Below are 24,741 nucleotides of genomic sequence, written 5' to 3'. Positions count from 1 at the left end.
GGATCTGATCGAGGACGGGTGTGCGGTGCTGGCGAAGGAGGGCCGGATGATGGCGTTCCGGCATCGGGGGTTCTGGCAGCCGGCCGACACGGTCAAGGAGCGCACCGCGCTGGAGGCCGCCTACCAGGGCGGCATCCGCCCCTGGATGGTGTGGGAGGACCCGGGCTCGGGGGAGCGCGACCCGCTGCAGGCCAAGATCGCCGAGATGGACGCCGGCGCCGCCGAGGAGACGATCACCATCTCGGTGTCCCGGTAGCCCGCCAGGGACACCGCGACAGTGCCCGGCGACCGGCCCACCGGTCGCCGGGCGCCGCACGTCAGACGCTGAGCCAGGCCGCCGCGTCCGGCGCGAGCTCACCGTCGGTGAGGTCCGGGTCGCTCGCGAGCAGCACGCTCGCCGCGGCCGGGAGCGGCGCGGGGACGTCCGACAGGTTCACCACGCACACGAAGCCGGCACCGCGGGAGAACGTGAGCACGTCCGGCCCGCTCGGCATCCACGTGAACTCCCCCTCACCGAGGGCCGGGTGCGCGTGCCGCAGCGCCAGCGCCGCCCGGTAGAGGCTGAGCATCGACCCGGGATCGCTCACCTGCGCCTCGACCGTGACGGAGGCGAAGCCGGCGGGCTGCGGCAGCCACGGCGCGGCCTGCGCCCCCGCCGGGCTGAACCCGAACGGCGGGGCGGACCCGGACCACGGCAGCGGCACCCGGCAGCCGTCACGCCCGCGGTCGGTGTGCCCGGACCGCTCCCAGGTGGGGTCCTGCAGCACCTCCTCTGGCAGGTCCTCGACCTCCCACAGCCCGAGCTCGTCGCCCTGGTAGACGTACGCACCGCCGGGCAGGGCGAGCATCAGCAGGGCGGCTGCGCGGGCGCGCCGCCGCCCCAGCTCGAGGTCCAGGGTGGTGGCCGGGGCCAGGTGCGACAGGGAGTGGCCTGCCCCGTTGGTGGCCGGCCTGCCCAGCCGCGAGACGTGCCGGACCACGTCGTGGTTGGACAGCACCCAGGTCGGTGGCGCACCGACCTCGGCGACGGTCGCGAGCGAGTGGTCGATCGACTTCCGCAGCGCCGGGGCGTCCCACGGCGTGCGCAGGAAGTCGAAGTTGAACGCGGTGTGCAGTTCGTCGGGCCGCAGGTAGCGCGCGAGCCGTTCGGGCGAGTCCACCCACGCCTCCGCGACGAACACGCGCCCGCCCGGGTAGGAGTCCGCGACCCGGCGCCAGCCGCGGTAGATCTCGTGCACCCCGTCGCGGTCCCAGTGCGGATGGTCGGTGCGCTCGACGGGGGCCAGCATGTTCTCGTCGTCCCCACCCAGGTCGGGCAGGCCGTCGGACTTGACCAGGCCGTGCGCCACGTCGATCCGGAACCCGTCGACGCCACGGTCGAACCAGAACCGCAGGATCGACTCGAACTCCTCGCGCACCCGCGGGTCGGCCCAGTTGAGATCGGGCTGCGCCGCGTCGAACAGGTGCAGGTACCACTCCCCCGGTTCGCCGCCGTCCGTCACGCGGGTCCAGGCCGTGCCGCCGAAGACGCTGCGCCAGTCGTTGGGCGGCTCGTCGCCGCCGGGTCCGCGGCCGGGCCGGAAGTGGTACCGGGCGCGCTCGGGGGAACCGGGGCCTGCGGCGAGTGCCTCCTGGAACCAGACGTGCCGGTCCGAGCTGTGGTTGGGAACGATGTCGAGGATCACCCGCAGCCCCAGCGCGTGCGCCTCCTCCACCAGCGCCGCCGCTTCCTCCTCGGTGCCGAACACCGGCTCGACGGCGCGGTAGTCGGCCACGTCGTAACCGCCGTCGGCCATCGGCGACGGGTACCACGGGTTGATCCACACGGCGTCGACCCCGAGGTCGCGCAGGTGCCCGAGCCGGGCGCGGATCCCGGCGATGTCGCCGATCCCGTCGCCGTTGCCGTCGGCGAAGCTGCGGATGTAGAGCTGGTAGACCACGGCGTCACGCCACCACGTGTCCACCCCGGTACGCCTCACGGCGGCCTCGGCCGTTCCCATGCGTTCTCCCCCCATGTCGCGCAGCGCGGCTGCGCCCATCACCGTCCGCGTCATCCCATCAGGGACAGCAGCCCGGCTCCCGGGGCCCCCGGTGCGGCGGCGCTCCTCTCAGCGGAAGCGGGAGAAGTCCGGCGGCCGTTTCTCGGCGAACGCTCGCGCGCCCTCCATACCCTCCTCGCCGTGGGCGTACTCCTCGAGCCCGTCGAAGGCCAGGTGGGAGATGCCGCTGATGTGGTCGCTGTCGGCGTTGAACGAGTGCTTGAGGAACTTGAGCGCCGTCGGTGAGTACGAGCCGATCTTGCGGGCCCAGGCCCGTGCCGTGTCGAGCAGTTCGGCGGCCGGCACCACCTCGTTGACGAGGCCCCAGCGCTCGGCGGTGGCGGCGTCGTAGCGGTCGAGCAGGAACCAGATCTGCCGCGCCCGCTTCTCCCCAACCACCCGGGCGAGGTACGCCGACCCGAAGCCAGCGTCGAAGGAGCCGACCCGCGGTCCCGCCTGCGCGAACGTCGCGTGCTCCGCCGCCACGGTGAGGTCGCACAGCACGTGCAGCACGTGGCCGCCGCCGATCGCGATGCCGTTGACCGCCGCGATCACCGGCTTCGGGATGTCCCGGATGATCCGGTGCAGCCGCTCGATCTCGAACGTTCCCCACTCGGTCTCGCCGTAGCCGCCGGTCTCCGCGCGCTCCTTGACGTCGCCGCCCGTGCAGAACGCCCGGTCGCCTGCGGCGGTGAGGATCACGGCAGCCACCCGCCGGTCCGCCCAGGCGTGCTTGAACGCGGAGATCAGCTCGTCCACGGTGCGCCCGCGGAAGGAGTTCATCCGCTCCTGCCGGTCGATCGTGATCACGGCGTGGTTGTCGTCCTCGACCACGTAGCCGATGTCGGTGAACTCGTCGATCCGCATGCTGCGATGTTGACGGCCGTCACCGCCGCTTGACAAGCTCGCCCGGTGGACGACCCCCGATGCTGCCTGGTCACCGGAGCCGGCCGCGGGATCGGGGCGGCGGTCGCCAGGCGGCTCTCGGCGGCCGGGCACCGCGTGGCACTCACCGCCCGCAGCGGGGGCGAGCTCGACGCGCTCGCCGCGGAGCTGCCGGGGCCCGCGCTCACCGTGCCGGCCGACGTCACCGCCCCCGACGCCGCCGAGCGCGTGTTCGCCGAGGTGGAGAACGTCTGGGGGCCGGTGGAGGTGCTCGTGCTCAACGCCGGCGCCGGCACGTCCGCCCCGCTGCACCGCACCACCGACGCCGACTGGCAGCACGCTCTCGACCTCAACCTCACCGCACCGTTCCGGCTGCTGCGCCGGGCCGTGCCCGCCATGGTCGAGCACGGGTTCGGCCGCGTGGTGGCCGTCGCGTCGATGGCGGCCAAGCGCGGCGACCCGTACATCTCGGCGTACACGGCGAGCAAGCACGGGCTGCTCGGGCTCGTCCGCTCGGCTGCGGCGGAGCTCGCCACCACCGGCGTCACGGTCAACGCCGTCTGCCCGGGCTACGTGGACACGCCGATGACCGACGGCACGGTGGCGTCGATCAGCGCGCTCACCAACCGCACTGCCGAACAGGCCCGCGCGGCGCTGGAACGACGGCAGCCCATCGGCAGGCTCATCACCCCGGACGAGGTCGCCGACGCCGTGCTCCTCTGCGTGGCGAGCGGGGCGATCACGGGCCAGGGCATCAACGTCGACGGTGGAGCCATCCAGTCGTGAACAGCAGGCACGTGAGAGCAGGGCGGTCATGATCGAACGCGTCAACCCGCCGGAGCTGGCCCGGCCCTCCGGATTCGCCCACGCCGTGGTGGCCACCGGCCGCACGGTGTTCCTGGCCGGCCAGACCGGTCTCGCCGCCGACGGCACCATCGTCCCCGGCGGCCTGGTGGCGCAGTTCGAGCAGGCACTGACGAACCTGCTCGTCGCGCTGCGGGCCGCGGGCGGCGGCCCGGAACACCTGGCCCAGCTGACGATCTACATCGTCGACATCGACGCCTACCGCGCCCGGGCCCGCGAGATCGGCGAGGTGTGGCGGAGGCTGGTCGGCAGCGCGTACCCGGCGTCGGCGGGCGTGGGCGTCACGCGGTTGTGGGACGCCGAGGCGCTGGTGGAGCTGCAGGGCGTCGCGGTGCTGCCCGACGGGAGCTGAGCACTCAGGGACCGCCGCCGTCCCCGAGCCGCCGGGTCTGGCGTTCCAGCACGTCGATCGTGTTCTTGACGTAGTCGGCGATCACCGCCAGCTCGCGCTCGTCGTACTTCGCCATGACACTCGCCATGTCCCGGCCCAGCTCGGCGAACGCGCCGCCGGGCTCGAGCCGGCTGCCCGGCACCGGCGAGATGAGGACCCGGCGCCGATCGCTCGGGTCGGCGCCGCGCCGGACGTGCCCGGCCCGTTCCAGCCGGTCGACGAGCCCGGTGACGGCGCCGGGGCTCAGCCCGGTCAGCTGCGCGAGCCTGCCCGCGGTGAGCGGCGCCTCCTGCCGCACCAGGGCGAGGGCCCGCTGGTCGACGGCGCTCAGCCCGAGGCGGGCACCGACGGCCTCGTGGAACATCACGACGGCGGTGCTCAGCCGTCGACCCCACTGCGCGGGGTCGGAGATCTCGCTCATGGCTTCATCCTCCGCGACGCCGACGGGATGGACGGGAGTATTTCAGCATGCTAAACCTTTTGGCATGCTGAAAGACATTCGGACGGCACTGGCGGTGCCCCGCTGGGCACTCGGCTTCTTCGGCCGCCACGTGGTCATGGTCGTGGGCCTCGGCGCGATTCCCGCCATTGAGCGCTTCACGGGCCAACTGGGAGCGCGCGACCCGCTCCTGGGCACCACCCTGGAGGTGACCACTCTGGCCGTGCGGATCGTGTTCGTCGCACTGGTCGTCCGGCTCGCCGTCACCCGCGAGCCCGCCATCAGCGCGCTCGGCGCGGCCGAGGTCGGGCGCAGGCTGCGGGCGTTCGCGGCGCACCACCCGCGGAGCCTGGTGCTGCAGGTCGGGCTGATCGCCGTGCTGTTCGCGCTGGCCGACCTCGTGCCGGAGCAGCTCGTCCCGGCCCTGACGCCGGTCGGCCCCCTCTACTGGGCGGTCCTGCTCGCGGTCAAGAACGTCACGGTCATCCCGTTCACGATGATCTGGCTGGTGGGAGCCGTTCGGCAGGCGCTGCTCGCCGCCGAGTCGCCAGCCCGGACCTGAGCATTCACCGTCCTGCGGTGGCAGTGTCACCACCCGCGATGAGCTCCCGGGCGTACACCCGTGCCGGTTCGGCCAGGAGATCCGCGAGCTCCGCGAACAGCTCGGCCGCACGCACGCCGTTCCAGCGCGCGGGCAACAGGTGCGGCGGCAGACCGGGGTCGGCGTAGGGCAGCCGCCGCCAGTCGGTCACCAGCCGCACGTAGTCGGCGAACGCGGCCGCCCCGTCCGGGGTACGCCGCCGTGACCAGCGCGCCCGAACCGGGCGGTGCCGGTCGAGGAACGCCGCGTAGAGGTCACGCAGCCCGTCGAGGTCCCACCACTCGCCCACGGTGGCCGACAGGGCCTCGAACGCGAGGTGCTCGCCGCGGAACACCTGGACGTACCCGTCGAGGCCGAGCCGGCGCAGCACGTCGATCACCTCGTCGGCGAGGTGGCCCGGGGCGATCCACACGCCGGGGGCCGCGGTGCCGAACCCGAGCCGGTGCAGCTGTGAGCGCAGGGCGTGGCGCTTCTCCCGCTCCGACTCCGGCACCGAGAACACCACGAGCACCCAGCCGTCGGCCGCGGTGGCCCGGCGCCGCCCGAAGATCCGCGCGTCACCGTCGTCGAGGATCTGGCGCGCCGCGGGCGTGAGGACGTAGCCGGCGCTGCCGTCGCGGCGGTCGGGGGCGAGCAGGCCCCGACGCTTGAGCCGCGAGATGGACGAGCGCACCGCGGCCTCCTCCACCCCGAGCCCGGCCAGCAGCCGGACGAGCGCCGCCACCGAGAGCCGCCCGCCGTCGTCGCGGGCGTAGAGGCCGTACAGCGTGACGATCAGCTGCCGCGGCTGCACGGCGCCGGCCAGGGGCGCGTGGTCGACGGCGGTCACGCGGACACGATATCGACCCCATCGCTCCTGCTGCTTGCTTGACTCTCGTCACCACAGCGCCATACTCGATCAGGGGGAGGAGGTGCCGCCATGACGAGGGCCCGCAGTGCACCCACGGACCCGTTCTGCCGGGAGCACCTGCCGCCCCGTGAGCAGTGGCCTCAGCTGTGGTTCGACCTGCCGGAGCTGCAGTACCCCCGCCGTCTCAACGCCGCCAGGGCACTGCTCACCGGTCCACCCGACGAGCGGCCGTGTGTCCGCGGCTCCGGCGAGGAGTGGAGCTACGGCGACCTGCGCCGCCACGCCACCCGGATCGCCGCCGTGCTCACCGACGACCTGGGCCTCGTCCCGGGCAACCGGGTGCTGCTGCGCGGGCCGAACGAACCGTGGATCGTGGCCTGCTGGCTCGGGGTGCTGCTCGCCGGCGGCGTCGTGGTCACCACGATGCCGATGCTGCGCGCGGGTGAGCTCGCGACGATCTCCGACATGGCCCGCCCCGCGCTGGCGCTGTGCCACCACGCCTACGCCGACGCCCTGCCGCCCGGCCTGCCCGTGGTCTGCTACGCGGGCGACGCCGAGCTGACCGCCCGCAGCGCCACGAAGGACGGCCGGTTCACCCCCGTCGACACGGCCGCCGACGACGTGGCCCTGCTCGCCTTCACCTCGGGCACCACCGGCCGGCCGAAGGCCACCATGCACTTCCACCGCGACGTCCTCGCCATCGCCGACACGTTCTCCCGCCACGTCATCCGGATGCATCCCGGCGACGTCGTCATCGGCACGCCGCCGATCGCGTTCACGTTCGGCCTTGGCGGCCTGGTGGTGTTCCCGCTGCACGCCGGGGCCAGCACCGTGCTGCTCGACCGCACCACCCCCGAGCAGCTCGCGGCGGCCGTGGCCGCGGAGGGCGCCACGGTGCTGTTCACCGCGCCCACGGCGTACCGGGCGGTGCTCGCCTCCGGCGGGATCCACCGGCTCGCCGGCCTGCGCCGGGCCGTCTCCGCCGGTGAGGCGCTCCCGGCGACCGTGTGGCACGCGGTCCACGACGCCACCGGGCTCCGGATCATCGACGGGATCGGCTCCACCGAGATGCTGCACGTCTTCATCTCCGCCGCCGACGACGACATCCGCCCCGGCCGCACCGGCCGCGCGGTGCCCGGGTACCGGGCGGCCGTGCTCGACGACGACGGCAACCCCGTGCCCGACGGCACGCCGGGCCACCTCGCCGTGCAGGGCCCCACCGGCTGCCGCTACCTCGGCGGTGACCGCCAGGAGAACTACGTGCGGCACGGCTGGAACCACACCGGCGACACGTTCGTCCGGGACGCGGACGGCTACTTCACCTACCTCGCCCGCAGCGACGACATGATCGTCTCCGCCGGGTACAACATCTCCGGTCCGGAGGTCGAGCAGGCGCTGCTCGGCCACCCGGACGTCGTCGACTGCGCCGTGATCGGCACGCCGGACCCCCAGCGCGGTGCGGTCGTCACGGCCTACGTGGTGCTGCGTGACGGCGCCACCGCGGACGCCGGAGCGCTGCAGGACTTCGCCAAGCAGGTGATCGCGCCCTACAAGTACCCACGGCTCGTCGAGTTCGTGCCGGTACTGCCGCGGACCAGCACCGGCAAACTGCAGCGCTTCGTGCTCCGTGAACGCGCCTGGCACGACGACGGCGAAGGACGGTAGAGCCATGCGGATCGCGGTGGTGGGCGGCGGACCGGGCGGGCTGTACTGCGCCGCACTGGCCAAGCAGCTCGACCCGTCCCACGAGGTGACGGTGTGGGAACGCAACGCCGCGGAGGACACCTTCGGCTTCGGCGTGGTGTTCTCCGACGAGACGCTGGGCGGCATCGAGCACGCCGACCCGGCGGTGTTCGCCGCCATGGCGAGCCACACCGCGCGGTGGGACGACATCGACGTGCACTTCCGGGGCACCGTCACGACGTCGGGCGGCCACGGGTTCTCCGCGATGAGCCGCCGGGAGCTGCTCGCCATCCTGCAGCGCCGCTGCGTCGAGGTGGGTGTCACGGTGCACTTCCGCACCCCCGCTCCCGACCTCGACGTCCTGCGCGCCTCGCACGACCTGGTGATCGCCAGCGACGGGGCCAACTCCGCCGTCCGCGCGGCAGGCGACTTCGGTGCCACGGTGAGCAGCGGGCGCAGCCGGTACATGTGGCTCGGCACCGACCGCGTGCTCGAGGCGTTCACGTTCGACATCCGCGAGACCCCGCACGGCGTGGTGCAGCTGCACGGCTACCCCTACAGCGCCGACGCCAGCACGGTGATCGTCGAGATGCACGAGGACGTCTGGCAGCGGGCGTTCGCCGGCATCGCGGCGCTCGACCTGGCTCCGGGAGAGAACGACACCGCGTCCATCGCCGCCATCGCCGAGATGTTCGACGACCTGCTCGGCGGCGCGAAGCTCACGGGCAACAACTCGCGCTGGCTGGCCTTCCCCACCGTGGCGACCGCGACCTGGCGCAGCGGCAACGTCGTGCTGCTCGGCGACGCAGCGCACACCGCGCACTTCTCCATCGGGTCGGGCACGAAGCTCGCCATGGAGGACGCGCTGGCGCTGGTGGCGTGCCTGCACGAGCACGACGACCTCGACGCGGCGCTCGCGGCCTACGAGGAGGAGCGCCGTCCGGTGGTGCTGTCCACCCAGCGCGCGGCGCAGGCCAGCCGGGAGTGGTTCGAGGACATCGGCCACTACGTGCACCAGCACCCGGCGCAGTTCGCGTTCAACATCGTCACCCGCAGCCGCCGGGTCACCCACGACAACCTGCGGGTGCGCGACCCCGACTTCGTGGCCGACACCGAGCGCTGGTTCGCGGGAGACGGCCGCCACGCTCCCCCGATGTTCCAGCCGTTCCGCCTGGGCAACCTGCAGCTGCGCAACCGGGTGATCGTCTCCGCGATGGACATGTACCGCGCCGAGGACGGGCTCCCCAACGACTTCCACCTCGTCCACCTGGGCAGCAAGGCACTCGGCGGAGCCGGGCTGGTGATGACCGAGATGCTCTGCGTGTCCCCCGAGGGCCGGATCACGCCGGGCTGCAGCGGGATCTACACCCCCGAGCAGGAGGCCGCCTGGGCCCGGGTGGTCGACTTCGTGCACACCGAGACCGACGCGATGATCGGCGTGCAGATCGGCCACTCCGGGCGCAAGGGCTCCACCAAGCTCATGTGGGAGGGCATCGACGTGCCGCTGCCCGAGGGCGGCTGGGACGTCGTCGGCCCGTCCCCCATCCCGTACTCCCCCGCCAGCGCGGTGCCGCGCGAGCTCACCACCGCGGAGCTGGACGAGATCCGGGAGCAGTTCGCCGCCGCTGCGCGCGCCGCCGGCCGCAGCGGGTTCGACGTGCTGGAGCTGCACTGCGCACACGGCTACCTGCTCTCGTCGTTCCTGTCCCCGCTGGCCAACGCCCGCACCGACCGCTACGGCGGGGACCTCGAGGGGCGCCTGCGCTTCCCGCTGGAGGTGTTCGACGCCGTGCGCGCGGCGTGGCCTGCGGAACGCCCGATGACGGTGCGGATCTCCGCGACGGACTGGCACGAGGGCGGGGTGGACGTCGACGAGGCGGTGGCGATCGCGCGGGCGTTCGCCGAACACGGCGCCGCCGGGATCGACGTGTCGACCGGGCAGGTGCTGGCCGCGGAGCGGCCCGCGTTCGGGCGCAGCTACCAGACGCCCTTCGCCGACCGGATCCGCAACGAGGTGGGCCGCGAGCTCGGCGTGGCGGTGATCGCGGTGGGCGCCATCTCCTCGTGGGACGACGTCAACTCGATCCTGCTGGCCGGGCGGGCCGACCTGTGCGCGCTCGGCAGGCCGCACCTCTACGACCCGCAGTGGACGTTGCACGCCGCGGCGGAGCAGGGCTACACGGGAACCGCGGCCCCGTGGCCGAAACCGTTCGCGGCCGGCAGCCGCATGCCCCGGACCGGTCGCACCGACGGTCCACGCCCGCGGCTCGAGCTCATCCGCAGGACGACGCCGAGCACGCGGCACCTGCGCTGGCGCCCCGAGGGCGCGGGCGACGCCTAGTGCTACGAGGAGAGGCGGTCCGGGCGGCCCGAGCCGGCGAGGTCGGCGTCGTGGCGCCGCCGGGCCATGTCGGCGATCCCGTGGATCGAACAGGGCCACGGGGAGGACGGCAGGCCGGTGCCGCCCTTCGTGCAGGTGCGGCACCGGCCGGCGCCGTCGGGTACGTGGTCGGCGAGCAGGCGCTGCCAGACCTCCACCATGGGTGCCAGCTCGACGGCCACCCGCTGGCGCTCCGCCGCTGCGGTGGTGCCCGGGGCGTCCGGCGACGGGATGCTCCGGGTGTCCCGGGCGAGGACCGGAACGGTGTCCGGCACGGCCTCGAGCGCGGCACGGCCGTGGCGACCGTCGGCTCGGGCCGCGCTCGCACCCCAGGAGTAACTCATCGCGCTCCCCGCCTCACCGACCTCGCGACGTCACCCGGCCGGGTGGCGTCCCCTGACGATCGTGGCTTTTCGGCCTTGCATCCGCAAGTGCCTCTGCACAACCATCTGCACGTGCATCCAGGTCCCGACCCCACCCATTGGCGCAAGAGCACGGTGAGCAATCCCAGCGGCAACTGCGTTGAGCTGGCCGAACTCTCCGGGGGGATGGTCGCGGTGCGCAACTCGCGCCAGCCGACCGGCCCCGTACTCATCTACACACGAGCCGAGATCGCCGCATTCATCCACGGCGTGCGCCGTGGAGAGTTCGACGATCTCGCAGGGTGAGCGTAGAGCGTCCGGTTGCCCTGAGGGCGCAGGCTCGGCACAGTTGTTTCCTTCACACCTGCGCGGACGCGAGTAGGCGGTACTCCTGGGGGGAGCGCGTGCGGATGAACGGTGCACTGGCAGGTGCGGCGACCCACGTGGGTCGGCCGTGAGCGCGATGCGCGACGACATCGGACCGGAGGGCGCCAGGTCCGGTGAGGGCGGCGCCGGCACCGGCGGGGACGCCCCGGCACGCAGCATCAACCGGGCCGGGGGCGGCGGGCCGACCGTCCTGCGCCTGGGACTCGGCGGCGAGCTGCGCCGCAGGCGGGAGGCCGCCGGCGTCACCCGCGAGATGGCGGGCGATGCGATCCGCGCCTCCCCCGCGAAGATCAGCAGGCTCGAGCTCGGCCGGGTCGGTTTCAAGGAGCGCGACGTCGCCGACCTGCTCACCCTCTACGGCGTGGGCGAGGGTGCCGAGCGCACCCAGTTCCTGGCGCTGGCGCGCCAGGCCAACGCACCGGGGTGGTGGCACCGCTACGCCGACCTGCTGCCCAGCTGGTTCGAGACCTACATCGGGTTGGAACAGGCGTCCTCGCTCATCAGGACCTACGAGCTGCAGTTCGTGCCGGGGCTCCTGCAGACCGCCGACTACGCGCGCGCCGTCACCCGGCTCGGCCACACCGACCCCGACGAGGTGGAGCGGCGCGTCGAGCTGCGGATGCGGCGCCAGGAGCTGCTCACCGCGGACGGCGCCCCGACGCTCTGGGCGGTGATCGACGAGGCGGCACTGCGTCGGTCGCTGGCCGGTCCCGAACTCTGCCGCGCCCAGCTCACGCATCTGATCGAGATGAACGAGCTGCCGAACGTCTCCCTGCAGATCGCGGCGCTGCGCCACGGCGGCCACGCCGCGGCGGGCGGGGCGTTCTCCATCCTGCGGTTCGCCGAACCCGACCTGCCCGACATCGTCTACCTCGAGCAGCTCACCAGCGCGCTCTACCTGGACAAGCGCGGGGACGTCGACCACTACGCCGCGGTCATGGACCGGCTCTGCGCGCAGATCGACCCGCCCGACCGCACGGTCGGCATCATCTCCCGGATCCGCGCAGAGCTCTGAGCACCGGGACAACACCGGCCACCGGCAGGCCGCCCGTAGGCTCGGGCGATGCGGCGCAAGCTCCGGTCCCCACTCCCGCAGCGGCACGGGCTCGACGCCGTGCGGCTGCGGACGCCGGTCGAGGCGTCGTGGGCGACGATGCGCGACCACCTCGTGGAGCGGCTGCCGCGCGTCGCCCCCGCCCGCATCGACGCGATGCTGCGCGAGCAGCGGATCGTCGACCGGGACGGGCCGATCGCCCCCGACGCCCCGTACGTCCCCGAGTCGTTCCTCTGGTTCCACCGGGACCTCCCCACCGAGGTGCCCGTCCCCTTCGCGATCACCCCCGTGTACCGCGACGAGGACCTCGTCGTGGTGGACAAGCCGCACTTCCTGGCCACGATCCCGCGCGGGCAGCACATCGTGGAGACCGCGCTCGTCCGGCTGCGCCGTGAGCTCGACCTGCCCACGCTCAGCCCGGCCCACCGGCTGGATCGGGTGACGGCAGGCCTGCTCATGTTCGTGGTGCGGCCCGAACGGCGCGGGGCGTACCAGACGCTGTTCCGGGACCGGCTGGTCCGCAAGACCTACGAGGCGGTCGCTCCGTACGACCCGCAGCTGACGCTCCCCCGCACCGTGCGCAGCCGCATCGTCAAGGAGCGCGGGATCATCTGCGCCCGTGAGGAGCCCGGCCCGGTCAACGCCGAGACGGTGGTCGAGCTGCTCGAGCACCGCGACGGGCCGGACGGGGTGCGGCTGGGCCGCTACCGGCTCACCCCGCACACCGGCCGCACCCACCAGCTGCGCCTGCACATGAGCGGGCTGGGGGTGCCGATCCTCGGCGACGACTTCTACCCCGTGCTCACCGAGAAGCCCCTCGACGACTTCAGCCGCCCCCTGCAGCTGCTCGCCTCCACGCTGGAGTTCACCGACCCCGTCAGCGGGAGGGAACGCCGGTTCCGCACCGGGCTCACATTGACGTCCTTCACGTCCTACGCCGCGTGGGCCGCACCGGTGCCGCCCCCGGCCGCGTGATTCGGGCTTGGCTCCGCGAGTCGCCCCTCCCGTGCGCGCGAGTCGCCCGATTCGTCCGCGCGAGCCGCCCGTCCCGTCCGCGCGAGTCGCCCGTCCCGTCCGCGCGAGTCGCCCGCCTCCGTCGGCAGGTCCGGTCGGTCACACGGGTCCTACGCCCAGCTCTCGCGGTGATCACCGCCGCGTACGGGACGGTCAGTCCTCGGGTGAGTCGTTCGCGGCGTCCAGCGCGTCGCGCAGCGCGGCACGCGAGCTGATACCGAGCTTGGGGTAGATCCGGTAGAGGTGCGCACCCACTGTCCGGTGGGACAGGTAGAGCCGCTCCGCGATCTGCTTGTTGCTCAGCCCCGACGCCGCCAGGTCCGCGATCGCGCGCTCCTGCGAGGTGAGCGTGGACCCCCCGATGTCCGCCTGGCGTACCCCGTAGCCGCTGGCGCGCAGCTCCCGGTTGGCCCGCGCCGCCCACGGCTGCGCGCCGAGTCGTTCGAAGGTATTCGCCGCGGAGGTCAGCAGGGCCTGCGCCTCCACGGTGGCCCGGGCGCGGCGGCGGTTCTCGCCGTACAGGAGCGCCACCCGGGCCTTCTCGAACGGCCACCGGCCGCTGCCGGGCACCGCGAGCGCCTGCTCGAACAGTGCCGTCGCACCGTCGCCATCAGCGACGACGGCCGCCGACGCGGCGGTGAGCATGGCCAGCCGGGGGGAGATCGCGGCGAGCCCGGCGTCCTGCAGCGCGGCGGCGTGGGCAGTCGCCGCGTCGTGGCGGCCCGTACGCACCGCCGACTCCACGAGGTCCATGGCGACCCACAGCGCGTTCGGGACGTGGGACGGGAGGGTGCCGGCCGGGCTCACCGCGGTGGCGTGCGCGTAGGCATCCTCGATGTCGCCGCTGCCGAGCGCGGCCAGCAGGCGCACCTGCTCGGCGAACATCTGGGCCGTCCGGACACCGCGCGGCGCCGCCCGCGTGACCTCCACCGCCAGCTTCCGGGCCATGTCGGCGTCGCCACGCGCCGCGGCGAGCATCGCCCTGCTGTAGAGGAAGCACCACTCGAAGAACTCGGCCTCGGGGCCGGTGCACACCTCCAGCCCTTCCTCGGCCAGCTCGTCGACCTGGTCCCACTCGCCCGCGGCGAAGTAGTCGAAGCACATCATCGACAGGCTCCCGGCGTAGCGCCGGGAGAAGCCGCCCTCCCGCCCGACGCGCACCACGCGCCAGAGCGCGTCGCGGCACCCCGACAGGCGGTCGGGGGAGATCGCCGCCATCCCGACGCGCGCGATCGTCACCGGGTCGGACTCCTCGGCGAGGCCGGCGATGAGGGCGTCGAGCGTGGCCAGCACGCAGGCGTCGACCCGGGTCGGATCAGCGGCGGTCCGGCTCTGCACGGCGAGGATCTCGGGGACGCCCGGCGTGAGCCGGTCGAGGGCGGCGTGCAGGGGACGCCACAGCTCGGGCCGGCCGCCGTGCCAGCTCAGGAGCACGAGCGTGTGCAGTGCCGCGATGAGCGCGGGGTCCCGGGCGTCGTAGTGGTGGGACCCGGTCTCGATGGCGCCGACGAGCACCCGGTGCGCGGTGTCGACGTCGCTCTCCCCGATGGTGAGCAGGAACGCGGCTGCCGACGCCGCGTGCAACGAGTTGCCGGCATCCGGGTCGGCCTGGCGCGCGTCGAGGAGCCACCGCGACGCGTTGCCCGACTCCCCGCGCAGGTCGGCGCCGACGAATGCCGCCTCCGCGAGCCGGCGCGCCCGGTCCGCCGGGATCGGACTGAGGTCCGCCGACCGCGTCAGCGCCGTGACCGCACCGGCCCCGTCCCCCCGGCGCAGCACCCGGTGGGCCACCTGCTCCAGCGACGCGGCCACCTCCTCGTCCGGCTCGACGGTGGCCTGGGCCAGGTGCCAGGCCTGCCGGTCGGGATGACCCGTCAACGTGTCGGCCAGCGTCCGGTGCGCCCGGCGCCGCTCCTCATCGGACGAGAGCTCGACCACGGCCGACCGGATCAGGGGGTGGCGGAAGCTCACCCGCCCGGCTTCCTCGTCGACCAGCAGTAGCCGGGACCGGTTGACCTCGCTCAGCTCGTCGTCACCCACGTGCGCCCGGACGGCCACCCGCAGGATCCCGAGATCGCCGGTGCCGTCCAGCGCCGCCAGCAGAAGCGCCTCTCGGGGGCGCGCCGGAAGGTCCGCCACCCGTGATCCGAACAGGGTCTGCAGGCGCCGGCTCAGCGGCAGGAACGCCGGCAGCGCGCTCACCGCGGGGTGACGATGCCTGCTCAGGGCCGTCGGTAGCTCCAGCAGAGCCAGCGGGTTGCCCTGCGCCTCGCTCAGCACCCGATGCCGCACCCGTTCCTCCAGCCCCGGGAAGCGGCGCGCCATGAGGTCGGCGGCGGCCTCCTCCGCGAGCGGCTCCAGCTCGTACCCCGGGAGTCCCCCCAGCTCGAAGAAGCCACCGGCATCCGGCCGCACGGCGGCCAGGAAACCGACCCTGGTCCCCTCGGCCCGGCGGGCCACGGACCCCAGCACCGAGGCGCTCACCCGGTCGACCCACTGCAGGTCGTCCAGGATCACGACGACCGGATCGGCCCTGGCCACCTGGCGCAGCAGCGCGAGCGTGGCCTCGACGACCACCGGCCGCTGCGGGGACGGACCCTCACCGGACCCCATTGCCACGGAGAGCGCGGCACGGTGCGGCGGGGCGAGCCCGTCCAGCCGGTCCAGCAGCGGGAGGAGGGCCTGGTGCAGGCCGGCGAAGCTCACATCGGCCTCGAACTGCACGCCGGCGGCCCGCAGCACGCGCATCCCCGCTGCCGTCGCCATCTCCGCGGCCGAATCGAGCAAGGTCGTCTTGCCCAGGCCCGGCTCCCCGAGGAGGAGCAGGGCACCCCCGTCGACCTCCACAGTGGACAGGAACGAGCGAATGACGTCCAGCTCCGCGTCTCGTCCGACCAGACCGGCGCCCGGCCCATCCCGTCGACCGGTCGCGTCGCTCATCCGGCGACCTCCGCTACTCCTGTGGAACGGTCGAGGTGAACCGCGAACAGGGCCTCGAACCCAACCATCGGACCCCGCACCGGTCAAGGACGCGGAGACCGCCGGGACGCCCGCCATGGCGGCTCCCGTGTGATCATCGTGGCCGGTCAGACCCTGTTTCCCCGGACGCCGGCCCGAGCGGCTCCCCCCCGCTGCCCCGGCGGGCCACGAAATCCGCGGCGACCGGCCTGCGTCGGCACTTCCGGGGAAGCAGATTCGCAGAACCGTCCCCACCTGCCATTCTCTTCGGCATGACGGCGAGACCTGTGGGACGAGCAGCACCGACCCTGGAGTCGGTGGCGGCACGGGCGGGCGTGTCCCGGGCCACCGCGGGGCGGGTGCTCGCAGGCTCCACCACGGTCGGCCACGATGCGCGCGAAGCAGTGCTGCGGGCCGCCGCCGAGCTGTCGTATGTGACCAACCGCGCCGCGCGCTCGCTGATGACCCGCCGCAGCGACTCGATCGCCTTCGTGGTGGCCGAGTCGGAGGAACGGTTCTTCGGCGACCCGCACTTCGCCCTCGTCCTGCGGGGCGCCCACGCCGTGCTCGCGGCACACGACGTCCAGCTCGTGTTCAGCATCCTGAGCACGGAGGCCGACCGGGACCGCTTCCAGCGCTTCGCCAGGGGCGGCCACCTCGACGGCGTCATCATCGTGTCCCTGCACGGCGACGACCCGCTGCCCCGGAGGCTGCAGGAGGCCGGGGTTCCCGTGATCCTGTCCGGCCGCCCGTACACCGAGATCGACGGCTTGTCCTATGTGGACGCCGACAACGTGGGTGGTGCCCGGGCCGCCGTGCGCCTGCTGGTCGACCGCGGACGGCGGCGGCTGGCGACGATCACCGGACCGCTCGACATGACGGCGGCCATCGACCGGCGCGCAGGGTTCGACGCCGAGGTCGCGGCCAGCGGCCTGTGCAGTCACGGCGTCCGGGACGGCGACTGGTCGGTGGCGGGGGGACGGCGCGCGATGCTGGACCTCCTGGCCGCCGAGCCCCGCCTGGACGGGGTGTTCGCGGCCAACGACCTGATGGCCTTCGGGGCGCTGCAGGCCGTGGCCGAGACCGGCCGCAGCGTTCCGGGCGACATCGCGATCGTCGGCTTCGACGACTCCCCCACGGCTTCGGCGACCCATCCCGCCATCACCACGGTGCGCCAGCCCATCATCGCGATGGGCGAGGCGCTGGCCACCCGGCTGCTCATGCTGATCGAGCGGGGCGAGCCGCTGGAACCGATGGTGATGGGCACCGAGCTCGTGCTCCGCGAAACGGCCTAGGAGCGCGCTGAACAACTCGGCCCTACTGCGCGGTGCCCAGGCGGCGCCCTCGCGGCGTTGTCGTCGGGCCCGATACAACAGCGGTATCGGCCCCTCCTCCGCCTGGCGATGCCACCACCTGGATCACCGCTCGCTACGAGCGGAGTTGTTCAGCACCCTCCTAGACACGCCCGTACGGGTGCTCCGCGGGGCGTCACGGCACAGTTCGGTCACGCAGCACGACACTCCATTGACATCTCGTCACCCGACCGAGACCCTCCTGTCCACGGTGTGAGAGCGCTCTCACACGATCTGGAGGATCAATGCAGACCCCACGGAGGACGCCGGTCGCGATCGCGGCCCTGGCGGCGTGCAGCGTGCTGGTGCTCAGCGCCTGCGGTGGCTCGGGCGACACGGCCACCCCTGCCGCCGGCGGGCCGGTGGACCTGAAGGTCAACCTCTTCGGCACCTTCGGCTACCAGGAGCTGGGCCTGTTCGAGGAGTACGAGAAGGCGCACCCCGGCGTCACGATCAGCTACGAGTCCACGCAGGACGAGGACAAGTACTGGCCCGCGCTGCAGACCCGCATGGCCTCCGGCGCCGGCGTGGCCGACGTCCAGGGCATCGAGGTCTCGCGCATCGCCGACGTCGTGGCCAACCAGCCCGACCAGTGGACCGACCTGCGCGACACCCCCGCCGCCGACGCGATCGGCCGCTACATCGACTGGAAGGAGCCGGCCGCCACCACGCCCGACGGCGCGGTGCTCGGTCTCGGCACCGACATCGGCCCGATGGGCATGTGCTACCGCTCCGACCTGCTGCAGCAGGCCGGGCTCCCCACCGACCCCACCCAGCTCGCGGCGCAGATGTCCACCTGGGACGCCTACCTGGCCCTCGGTGAGACCTTCAAGGCCAAGGCCCCGGCCGGCACCGCATGGGCGGACGCCGCCGGCGGGATCTACGACGCCATGACCTCGCAGCTGGCGGTGAAGAACTACGACAAGGACGGCAAGCTGATCTTCGACTCGAACCCCGACCTGCGGTCGCGGTTCGACACGGCGGCGAAGGCGGCCCAGGCCGGCCTCACCGCGAAGCTCGAGCAGTTCGCCGACCCGGGCTGGGACCAGGGCTTCTCCTCCGGCAGCTACGCCACGATCGCCTGCCCGTCCTGGATGATCGGCTACATCAAGGGCAAGGCGGGCGACGGCGGCTCCGGGAAGTGGAACATCACCTCCCTGCCGGGCGGTGCCGGCGGCAACTGGGGTGGCTCCTACCTGGCCATCCCCGAGTCCAGCCAGCACAAGACCGAAGCCGCCGAGCTGATCTCGTGGCTCACCGCGCCCGAGCAGCAGGCCAGGCTCTTCGAGAAGGTCGGCAACTTCCCCTCCACCAAGGACGGGATCGCCAAGGTCTCCGGCACCACGGACCCGTACTTCAACAACGCCCCCATCGGCAAGATCTTCTCGGACTCGGCGAACGCCGCACCCGTCCAGATCCTCGGTGCACAGGACGGCGTGATCAAGAACGAGGTGTCGCAGGCGCTGCTGTCGGTCGAGACGGCCGGGGTCACCATGGACGCCGCATGGGCCACAGCCGTCAACAACGTGAAGAACCAGGCCGGCTGACGGACGGCCCTGACATCGCGGCCGTCCGGTCCGTGGGTAGCCCCCAGCGACCGGACCGGACGGCCGCCTGCCCCGGTGCCACAGCACAGGTGGCCCTCCCGGCGGACGCCGGAGTCGTCCCGCCGGCCGGGGCGACGGCCAGGTCCGCCTCGACCCGCGCCCGTCGGCGACCGCGTTGCACGCCGTCAGGAACCCGTACGACCACAGGGATCCCGACGCGGCCCGGTCGAAGCGAGAGAGCGCTCTCTTGACAGAACCATCTCTTGACGAAGACGCTCACACAGGATCGTGAGAGCGCTCTCATCCGATCAATCTGGAGGATCAATGCAGACCCCACGGAGAACGGCGGTCGTACTGGCAGCCGCCGTCATGAGCGGAGTGCTGGTGCTCAGCGCCTGCGGTGGCTCGGGTGGCTCGAGCACCGACACCGCCGCCTCCGGTGGCCCCGTCGAGCTCACGGTGGGCCTGTTCGGCACGTTCGGCTACGACGAGGTCGGGCTCTTCAAGGAGTACGAGTCCCAGAACCCGGGCGTCACCATCAAGTACGAGTCCACCCAGGGTGAGGACAAGTACTGGCCCGCCCTGCAGACGCGGCTCGCCTCCGGCAGCGGCGTGGCCGACGTCCAGGGCATCGAGGTCGCCCGCATCTCCGACGTCGTCACCAACCAGCCCGACCAGTGGACCGACCTGCGCGACACCCCCGCCGCCGACGCGATCAGCCGCTACATCGGCTGGAAGGAACCGGCCGCCACCACACCCGACGGCGCGGTGCTCGGCCTCGGCACCGACATCGGCCCGATGGGCATCTGCTACCGCAGCGACCTGCTCCAGCAGGCCGGGCTGCCGACCGACCCCGCGGCACTGTCGGCCGAGATGCCGGACTGGAACGCCTTCCTCGCCCTCGGCGAGCGCTTCAAGGCATCCGCGCCGGCCGGCACGTCGTGGCACGACTCCGCCGGTGGCCTCTACAACGCGATCGTCTCCCAGCAGAAGGAGATCTACTACGGCCAGTCCGGCGACCTGGTCTTCGACAGCAACCCCGCGGTCCGGTCGGCCTTCGACACCGCGGCGCGCGCCGGCCAGTCCGGGCTCACCGCCAAGCTCGAGCAGTTCGTCGACCCCGGCTGGGACCAGGGCTTCTCCTCCGGCAGCTTCGCCACGATCGCCTGTCCGTCCTGGATGATCGGCTACATCAAGGGCAAGGCCGGTGACGGCGGCTCCGGTAAGTGGAACGTGACCTCGCTGCCCGGCGGCGCGGGCGGCAACTGGGGCGGGGCCTACCTGGGCATCCCGCAGGCCAGCCAGCACAAGGACGAGGCCGCCAAGCTGATCGCCTGGCTCACCGCTCCCGAGCAGCAGGCCCGGGTCTTCCGCGAGGTCGGCAACTTCCCGTCCACCACGCAGGCCATCGCGTCGGTCACCGACACCACCGACCCGTACTTCAACAACGCCCCCATCGGCAAGATCTTCTCCGACTCGGCGCAGAACGCCCCGGTGCAGATCCTCGGCCCGCAGGACGGCGTGATCAAGAACGCGATGGTGCAGGCGCTCCTGTCCGTCGAGACCACGGGCGCCGCGCCCGACACCGCATGGAACACCGCTGTCGGCAACGTCAAGAACCAGGTCGGCTGACGTCATGACCATGCAGGTAGATCGTCCGGTCGCCGGGGAGCGCGGGACGCCCCCGGCGGCCGGGACACCGAGCCGGCCCTCCTGGCGCTCGCGTCTCTACGCGTTCGAGGGCCGCTCTGCGCCGTATGCCTTCATCGCGCCGTTCTTCCTGGTGTTCTTCGCGTTCGGGCTCTTCCCGCTGGTCTACACCGCCTGGATCAGCCTGCACTCCTACCGCCTCGGCGGCCGGATGCGGTGGATCGGCTTCGACAACTACGTCTGGCTGTTCTCCAACCCCAGCTTCTACAACTCGCTGTGGAAGACGATCACGATCGGCATCCTGTCGACCGTGCCGCAGCTGCTGCTGGCGCTGGGCCTGGCCCACCTGCTCAACTACCGGCTGCGCGGCCGCACCTTCCTGCGCGTCGCGATGCTCATGCCCTACGCCACCTCGGTCGCGGCGGCGACGCTCGTGTTCGCCCTGATCTTCGGCCGCGACGGCGGCATCGTGAACGGGCTGCTCGGCGTCGTCGGCATCGAGCCGGTGGACTGGCGCAACGGCAACTGGACGGCGCAGATCGCCATCTCCGTGATCGTGATCTGGCACTGGACCGGCTACAACGCCCTGATCTACCTCGCCGGCATGCAGTCGATCTCGAAGGACCTCTACGAGGCCGCAGCCATCGACGGCGCGAACCGCTGGGAGCAGTTCCTGCACGTCACGATCCCCGGGCTGCGCCCCACGATCATGTTCACGATCATCGTGTCCACGATCGGGGCGAGCCAGCTGTTCGGCGAGCCGCTGCTGTTCGGCGGCGGGCAGCCCAACGGCGGCTCGGTGAACCAGTACCAGACCGTGGGGCTGTTCATGTACCAGCAGGGCTGGCAGTACAGCCAGCTCGGCCGGGCGGCGACCGTCGCCTGGGTCATGTTCATCCTGATCATCGGGCTGGTGTTGCTCAACTCCTGGTTGGCCCGCAGGCGCCGCCCCGCTACCGAGGGGACTCTCTCGTGACCACCGTGGACGTGCACCACATCTCGGCGTCGCTCGCGCCGCCGTCGCCCAAGCGGGGCCGGGGTCGGCCGCAGGACGCCGCGGGATGGCTGACCTACGGGATCCTGACGGTCACGACCCTGCTGTTCGTGGCGCCGTTCTACTACATGATCGTGGCCGCGAGCCGTCCGATGTCGGAGATGAACACCTTCCCGCCGCCGCTGGTGCCCGGCGGGGACCTGTTCAGCAATATCGGGACGGCCATCCACCAGCAGAACATCGGGCTGGCGCTGTGGAACTCGCTGGTGGTCTCGACGGTCGTCACCGTCTCCACCGTGCTGTTCTGCACCCTCGCCGGCTTCGCGTTCGGGAAGCTCCGCTTCCGGGGACGCAACCTGCTGTTCGCGATCACGCTCGGCACGATGATGATCCCGCCGAGCCTCTCGGTCGTCCCGCTCTACTCGGTCATGGCCGAACTCGGGCTGGCCGGCACGCTGAGCTCGGTGATCCTGCCGTCGCTGTGCGCGGCGTTCGGCGTGTTCTTCATGCGGCAGTACCTGATCCAGGCGCTGCCCGACGAGCTGCTCGAGGCGGCCAGGGTCGACGGCGCGACGACGCTGCGCACCTTCTGGAGCATCGTCCTTCCGATCGCGCGGCCCGGTGCGGCCGTGCTCGGCATGCTCACCTTCATGACGGCCTGGAACGACTTCTTCTGGCCGATCATCACGCTGAACTCCTCGAACCCCACCGTCCAGGTGGCGCTCAACAACCTCGGCAGCGGCTACGTCCCGGACACGGCCGTGATCATGGCCGGCACGCTCATCGGCACGCTGCCGGTGCTCGTGGTGTTCGTGCTGCTGGGACGCCAGATCGTCGGCGGCATCATGGCCGGGGCGGTCAAGGGCTGATGGGCGAGATCTCGATCACTACCATCTCGATCAGTGCCATTTCGACCAGGGCCGCAACCCGATGTGAGAGGACCAATTGACCACCACGCAGACCGCCTCGTCAACCGACGCACTGCAGTTCCCCGCGGGGTTCCTGTGGGGCTCCGCCACCGCCTCGTACCAGATCGAGGGGGCTGTCAACGAGGGCGGGCGCACCCCGTCGATCTGGGACACGTTCTCCCACACCCCGGGGCGCGTGGAGCGCGGCGACACCGGTGACGTGGCCGACGACCACTACCACCGCTTCCGCGAGGACGTCGCGATGATGAAGCGGCTGGGGCTCACCACCTACCGGTTCTCCGTCGCGTGGCCGCGGATCACCCCGCAGGTCACCGCCGACTCGCTCGGACCGGTCAACCCCGAGGGCATCGGGTTCTACTCCGACCTCGTCGACGAGCTGCTCGCCGCGGGCATCTCGCCGTCGATCACGCTCTACCACTGGGACCTGCCCCAGGCCCTCGAGGACGCGGGCGGCTGGACGTCGCGCACCACCGCCGAGCGGTTCGGCGAGTACGCGGAGGTCGTCGCGGCCGCACTGGGTGACCGGGTGCCGCTGTTCATCACGCTCAACGAGCCGTGGTGCAGCGCCTACCTCGGCTACGCGAGCGGCGTGCACGCCCCCGGCCGCACCGACGACGCCGCGGCACTCTCCGCCGTGCACCACCTGAACCTGGCCCACGGGCTGGCCGCCGCGTCGATCCGGCGTGCCTCGCCCTCGTCGCGGGTGGCGCTCACGCTCAACCTCGCGTGGGTCTGCCCGGAGACCGACTCGCAGCAGGACGCCGAGGCGGCACGGCGGGTGGACGGCCTGCAGAACAGGGTGTTCCTCGACCCCGTCCTGCGCGGCAGCTACCCCGCCGACGTGCAGGCCGACACCGCGGCGGTCACCGACTGGTCGTTCGTCCAGCCCGGTGACCTGGAGATCATCTCCGCGCCACTGGACGTGCTGGGCGTCAACTACTACTCCCCCACGCGGGTGCGGCACTGGACGCGCGAGCGCCCCAAGGAGCACGCCGACGGCCACGGTGAGGGCCACGCCAGCCCGTGGATCGCGTGCGAGGACGTGGAGTTCCCGTTCCAGCACGACCGCAAGACGGACATGGGCTGGAGCATCGACCCGCGCGGCATGACCGAGCTGCTCCTGCGCATCGCCCGCGAGGCGCCGGGCCTGGAGATCATGGTCACCGAGAACGGGGCAGCCTTCCCCGACGTGGTGAACGAGGAGGGCCGCGTCGTCGACACCGACCGCATCGACTACCTCAAGAGCCACCTCGCGGCGGTGCACGAGGCGATCGAGGGCGGCGCCCCGGTGACGGGCTACTACCTCTGGTCCCTGCTCGACAACTTCGAGTGGGCCTGGGGGTACGCAAAGCGCTTCGGGATCGTCCACGTGGACTACGACACGCAGGTCCGGACACCCAAGGACAGCGCTCTCTTCTACGCCGACGTGATTCGGGGAAACGCCTTGCCGAGTTGAGACGACTCCCCCTGGGACACCCCGGTCGTGTGAGCGGCCGGGGTAGTCTTGCCGCCGGTGGCTCACCGGCCGGCAGTAGCCTCAGGAACGGAGGTCGGGGTGCGGCTCGGCGACGAGGACGATCTCCGCAAGGGACCTGATCCCGAGGACCGCGACCCCATGGACAGCAACGACCACGACAGCGACGCCGAGGGCCACCCGATCGATCTCGCCGCCCTCCGGGAGGACGACGCGCTGGTCGAGGAGCTGGCTGCGGGACTCGTGGCTCTCGGCGAGCTGCCGCGCGAGTCCCACGGTACCGACGACGAGCTGGTGGCCATGCTCGCCGCCTGGGTGGCCGAGGTCCGGCCCGACGCCGAGTCCCAGGCGGCAGCGGTCACCGCCGTCACGGCCGCGGCCGGATCGGCCGACGAGAATGCCGGCTCCTCGAACACCGTGTCCGCGCTGCGTCCCCCGTCGGGTCGCGGGAAGCACCGGGCCGTCGTGCCCTACGCCCGCCGCCTGGCCGCCGCCGCCGCACTGCTGATGCTGGGCACGTCGGGGGTGGCGATCGGGGCGTCCGAGGCGTCACCGGGCGAGGCGCTGTGGCCCGTCTCGAAGGTCTTCTACGCCGAGCGCGCCAGGTCCGTCGAGGCCGCGGCGGAGGTCAACTCCGGGCTCGAGGCAGCACGTACCGCCCTTCGGCAGGGGCGTCGGTCCGAGGCTGCGCGCGCGATCGCCACCGCCACCGTCCGCCTCGACGAGGTGCGCCCCGCCGAGGGCCGCGCCAAGCTCGCCCAGGAGCAGGAGAACCTGCTGGCCGCCCTGAGCGGGGCCCCGTCCGCCTCGCCCGCCACGCGCACGCCACTCGCCCCGTCCGCGGACCGGACCGACGGGCCGAGCCCGGGCACGGCGACCCCCACCCCC

The 24,741-nt window shown here is 72.5% G+C and carries 21 protein-coding genes and 1 pseudogene; 16 read left to right on the top strand and 6 right to left on the bottom strand.

Going from position 1 to position 24,741, the window contains the following annotated elements; all coding sequences use genetic code 11:
- Window positions 1–256: pseudogene (locus tag HF577_RS27420) on the top strand (hypothetical protein); the annotation flags it as partial.
- Between the two features lie 61 nt (window positions 257–317).
- Here the strand turns inward: HF577_RS27420 and HF577_RS27415 are convergent.
- Together HF577_RS27415 and HF577_RS27410 are read right to left on the bottom strand one after the other, a co-directional pair.
- Window positions 318–2,000, bottom strand: a complete 1,683-nt coding sequence (locus HF577_RS27415) for a glycoside hydrolase family 13 protein (protein WP_211174918.1) — start codon at window positions 1,998–2,000, stop codon at window positions 318–320.
- A 108-nt stretch (window positions 2,001–2,108) separates the two neighbouring features.
- Window positions 2,109–2,906 carry an enoyl-CoA hydratase-related protein gene (locus tag HF577_RS27410; RefSeq protein ID WP_169398856.1) on the bottom strand — a complete coding sequence of 266 codons (798 nt, stop codon included), beginning with the start codon at window positions 2,904–2,906 and terminating at the stop codon, window positions 2,109–2,111.
- 45 nt (window positions 2,907–2,951) lie between these two features.
- On the opposite strand from HF577_RS27410, the gene HF577_RS27405 reads away from it, so the two are divergent.
- Complete coding sequence (locus HF577_RS27405) at window positions 2,952–3,710, top strand: SDR family NAD(P)-dependent oxidoreductase (RefSeq protein ID WP_169398855.1); 759 nt, start codon at window positions 2,952–2,954, stop codon at window positions 3,708–3,710.
- 28 nt (window positions 3,711–3,738) lie between these two features.
- Window positions 3,739–4,140, top strand: coding sequence for a RidA family protein (locus HF577_RS27400; protein ID WP_169398854.1), 402 nt, complete (start codon window positions 3,739–3,741; stop codon window positions 4,138–4,140).
- Between the two features lie 4 nt (window positions 4,141–4,144).
- Here HF577_RS27400 and HF577_RS27395 read toward each other — a convergent pair whose 3' ends face one another.
- Window positions 4,145–4,600 carry a MarR family winged helix-turn-helix transcriptional regulator gene (locus HF577_RS27395; RefSeq protein ID WP_169398853.1) on the bottom strand — a complete coding sequence of 152 codons (456 nt, stop codon included), beginning with the start codon at window positions 4,598–4,600 and terminating at the stop codon, window positions 4,145–4,147.
- A gap of 64 nt (window positions 4,601–4,664) precedes the next feature.
- Between HF577_RS27395 and HF577_RS27390 the strand changes: the two genes are divergently transcribed.
- Window positions 4,665–5,180, top strand: coding sequence for a hypothetical protein (locus HF577_RS27390; RefSeq protein ID WP_169398852.1), 516 nt, complete (start codon window positions 4,665–4,667; stop codon window positions 5,178–5,180).
- A 4-nt stretch (window positions 5,181–5,184) separates the two neighbouring features.
- On the opposite strand, the gene HF577_RS27385 is transcribed toward HF577_RS27390, so the two are convergent.
- Complete coding sequence (locus HF577_RS27385; RefSeq protein ID WP_169398851.1) at window positions 5,185–6,048, bottom strand: PaaX family transcriptional regulator; 864 nt, start codon at window positions 6,046–6,048, stop codon at window positions 5,185–5,187.
- Between the two features lie 90 nt (window positions 6,049–6,138).
- Between HF577_RS27385 and HF577_RS27380 the strand changes: the two genes are divergently transcribed.
- Both HF577_RS27380 and HF577_RS27375 read left to right on the top strand, forming a co-directional pair.
- Window positions 6,139–7,734, top strand: coding sequence for an AMP-binding protein (locus HF577_RS27380; protein WP_169398850.1), 1,596 nt, complete (start codon window positions 6,139–6,141; stop codon window positions 7,732–7,734).
- Window positions 7,735–7,738: 4 nt separating this feature from the next.
- On the top strand, window positions 7,739–10,093 hold the full coding sequence (locus tag HF577_RS27375) for a bifunctional salicylyl-CoA 5-hydroxylase/oxidoreductase (RefSeq protein ID WP_169398849.1): 2,355 nt from the start codon (window positions 7,739–7,741) through the stop codon (window positions 10,091–10,093).
- A 2-nt stretch (window positions 10,094–10,095) separates the two neighbouring features.
- Here the strand turns inward: HF577_RS27375 and HF577_RS27370 are convergent, their stop codons facing one another.
- Window positions 10,096–10,476, bottom strand: a complete 381-nt coding sequence (locus HF577_RS27370; protein ID WP_169398848.1) for a hypothetical protein — start codon at window positions 10,474–10,476, stop codon at window positions 10,096–10,098.
- Between the two features lie 87 nt (window positions 10,477–10,563).
- Between HF577_RS27370 and HF577_RS27365 the strand changes: the two genes are divergently transcribed.
- The 3 genes from HF577_RS27365 (at window position 10,564) to HF577_RS27355 (ending at window position 12,910) form a co-directional block, all read left to right on the top strand.
- A complete protein-coding gene (locus HF577_RS27365; RefSeq protein ID WP_169398847.1) occupies window positions 10,564–10,800 on the top strand; it encodes a DUF397 domain-containing protein in 237 nt (78 codons plus the stop codon).
- Window positions 10,801–10,957: 157 nt separating this feature from the next.
- Window positions 10,958–11,896 (top strand): helix-turn-helix domain-containing protein, encoded by a 939-nt coding sequence (locus tag HF577_RS27360; protein WP_169398859.1) that lies wholly within the window; start codon window positions 10,958–10,960, stop codon window positions 11,894–11,896.
- 48 nt (window positions 11,897–11,944) lie between these two features.
- Window positions 11,945–12,910 carry an RluA family pseudouridine synthase gene (locus HF577_RS27355; protein WP_169398846.1) on the top strand — a complete coding sequence of 322 codons (966 nt, stop codon included), beginning with the start codon at window positions 11,945–11,947 and terminating at the stop codon, window positions 12,908–12,910.
- A 192-nt stretch (window positions 12,911–13,102) separates the two neighbouring features.
- On the opposite strand, the gene HF577_RS27350 is transcribed toward HF577_RS27355, so the two are convergent.
- The gene (locus HF577_RS27350) at window positions 13,103–15,889 is read right to left on the bottom strand and encodes an AAA family ATPase (protein ID WP_169398845.1); all 2,787 of its coding nucleotides are present in this window, start codon (window positions 15,887–15,889) and stop codon (window positions 13,103–13,105) included.
- A 290-nt stretch (window positions 15,890–16,179) separates the two neighbouring features.
- On the opposite strand from HF577_RS27350, the gene HF577_RS27345 reads away from it, so the two are divergent.
- The 7 genes from HF577_RS27345 to HF577_RS27315 form a co-directional block, all read left to right on the top strand.
- Window positions 16,180–17,202, top strand: a complete 1,023-nt coding sequence (locus HF577_RS27345; RefSeq protein ID WP_169398844.1) for a LacI family DNA-binding transcriptional regulator — start codon at window positions 16,180–16,182, stop codon at window positions 17,200–17,202.
- A 302-nt stretch (window positions 17,203–17,504) separates the two neighbouring features.
- Window positions 17,505–18,806, top strand: coding sequence for an ABC transporter substrate-binding protein (locus tag HF577_RS27340; protein ID WP_169398843.1), 1,302 nt, complete (start codon window positions 17,505–17,507; stop codon window positions 18,804–18,806).
- 324 nt (window positions 18,807–19,130) lie between these two features.
- Window positions 19,131–20,438, top strand: coding sequence for an ABC transporter substrate-binding protein (locus HF577_RS27335; RefSeq protein WP_169398842.1), 1,308 nt, complete (start codon window positions 19,131–19,133; stop codon window positions 20,436–20,438).
- A 4-nt stretch (window positions 20,439–20,442) separates the two neighbouring features.
- Window positions 20,443–21,432, top strand: coding sequence for a carbohydrate ABC transporter permease (locus HF577_RS27330; protein ID WP_169398841.1), 990 nt, complete (start codon window positions 20,443–20,445; stop codon window positions 21,430–21,432).
- Window positions 21,433–21,437: 5 nt separating this feature from the next.
- Entirely contained in the window at window positions 21,438–22,319 is an 882-nt protein-coding gene (locus HF577_RS27325) for a carbohydrate ABC transporter permease (RefSeq protein ID WP_425563890.1), read from the top strand.
- Between the two features lie 76 nt (window positions 22,320–22,395).
- The gene (locus HF577_RS27320; RefSeq protein ID WP_169398840.1) at window positions 22,396–23,835 is read left to right on the top strand and encodes a GH1 family beta-glucosidase; all 1,440 of its coding nucleotides are present in this window, start codon (window positions 22,396–22,398) and stop codon (window positions 23,833–23,835) included.
- A gap of 99 nt (window positions 23,836–23,934) precedes the next feature.
- On the top strand, window positions 23,935–24,741 hold an 807-nt coding region (locus HF577_RS27315; RefSeq protein WP_169398839.1), incomplete at its 3' end, for a hypothetical protein.

It is taken from the genome of Pseudonocardia xinjiangensis (assembly GCF_012911925.1).
Classification (GTDB): Bacteria; Actinomycetota; Actinomycetes; order Mycobacteriales; family Pseudonocardiaceae; genus Pseudonocardia; species Pseudonocardia xinjiangensis.
The sequence above is the reverse complement of the archived record's forward strand: the minus strand, read 5'-3'. Positions and strand labels throughout refer to the sequence as shown.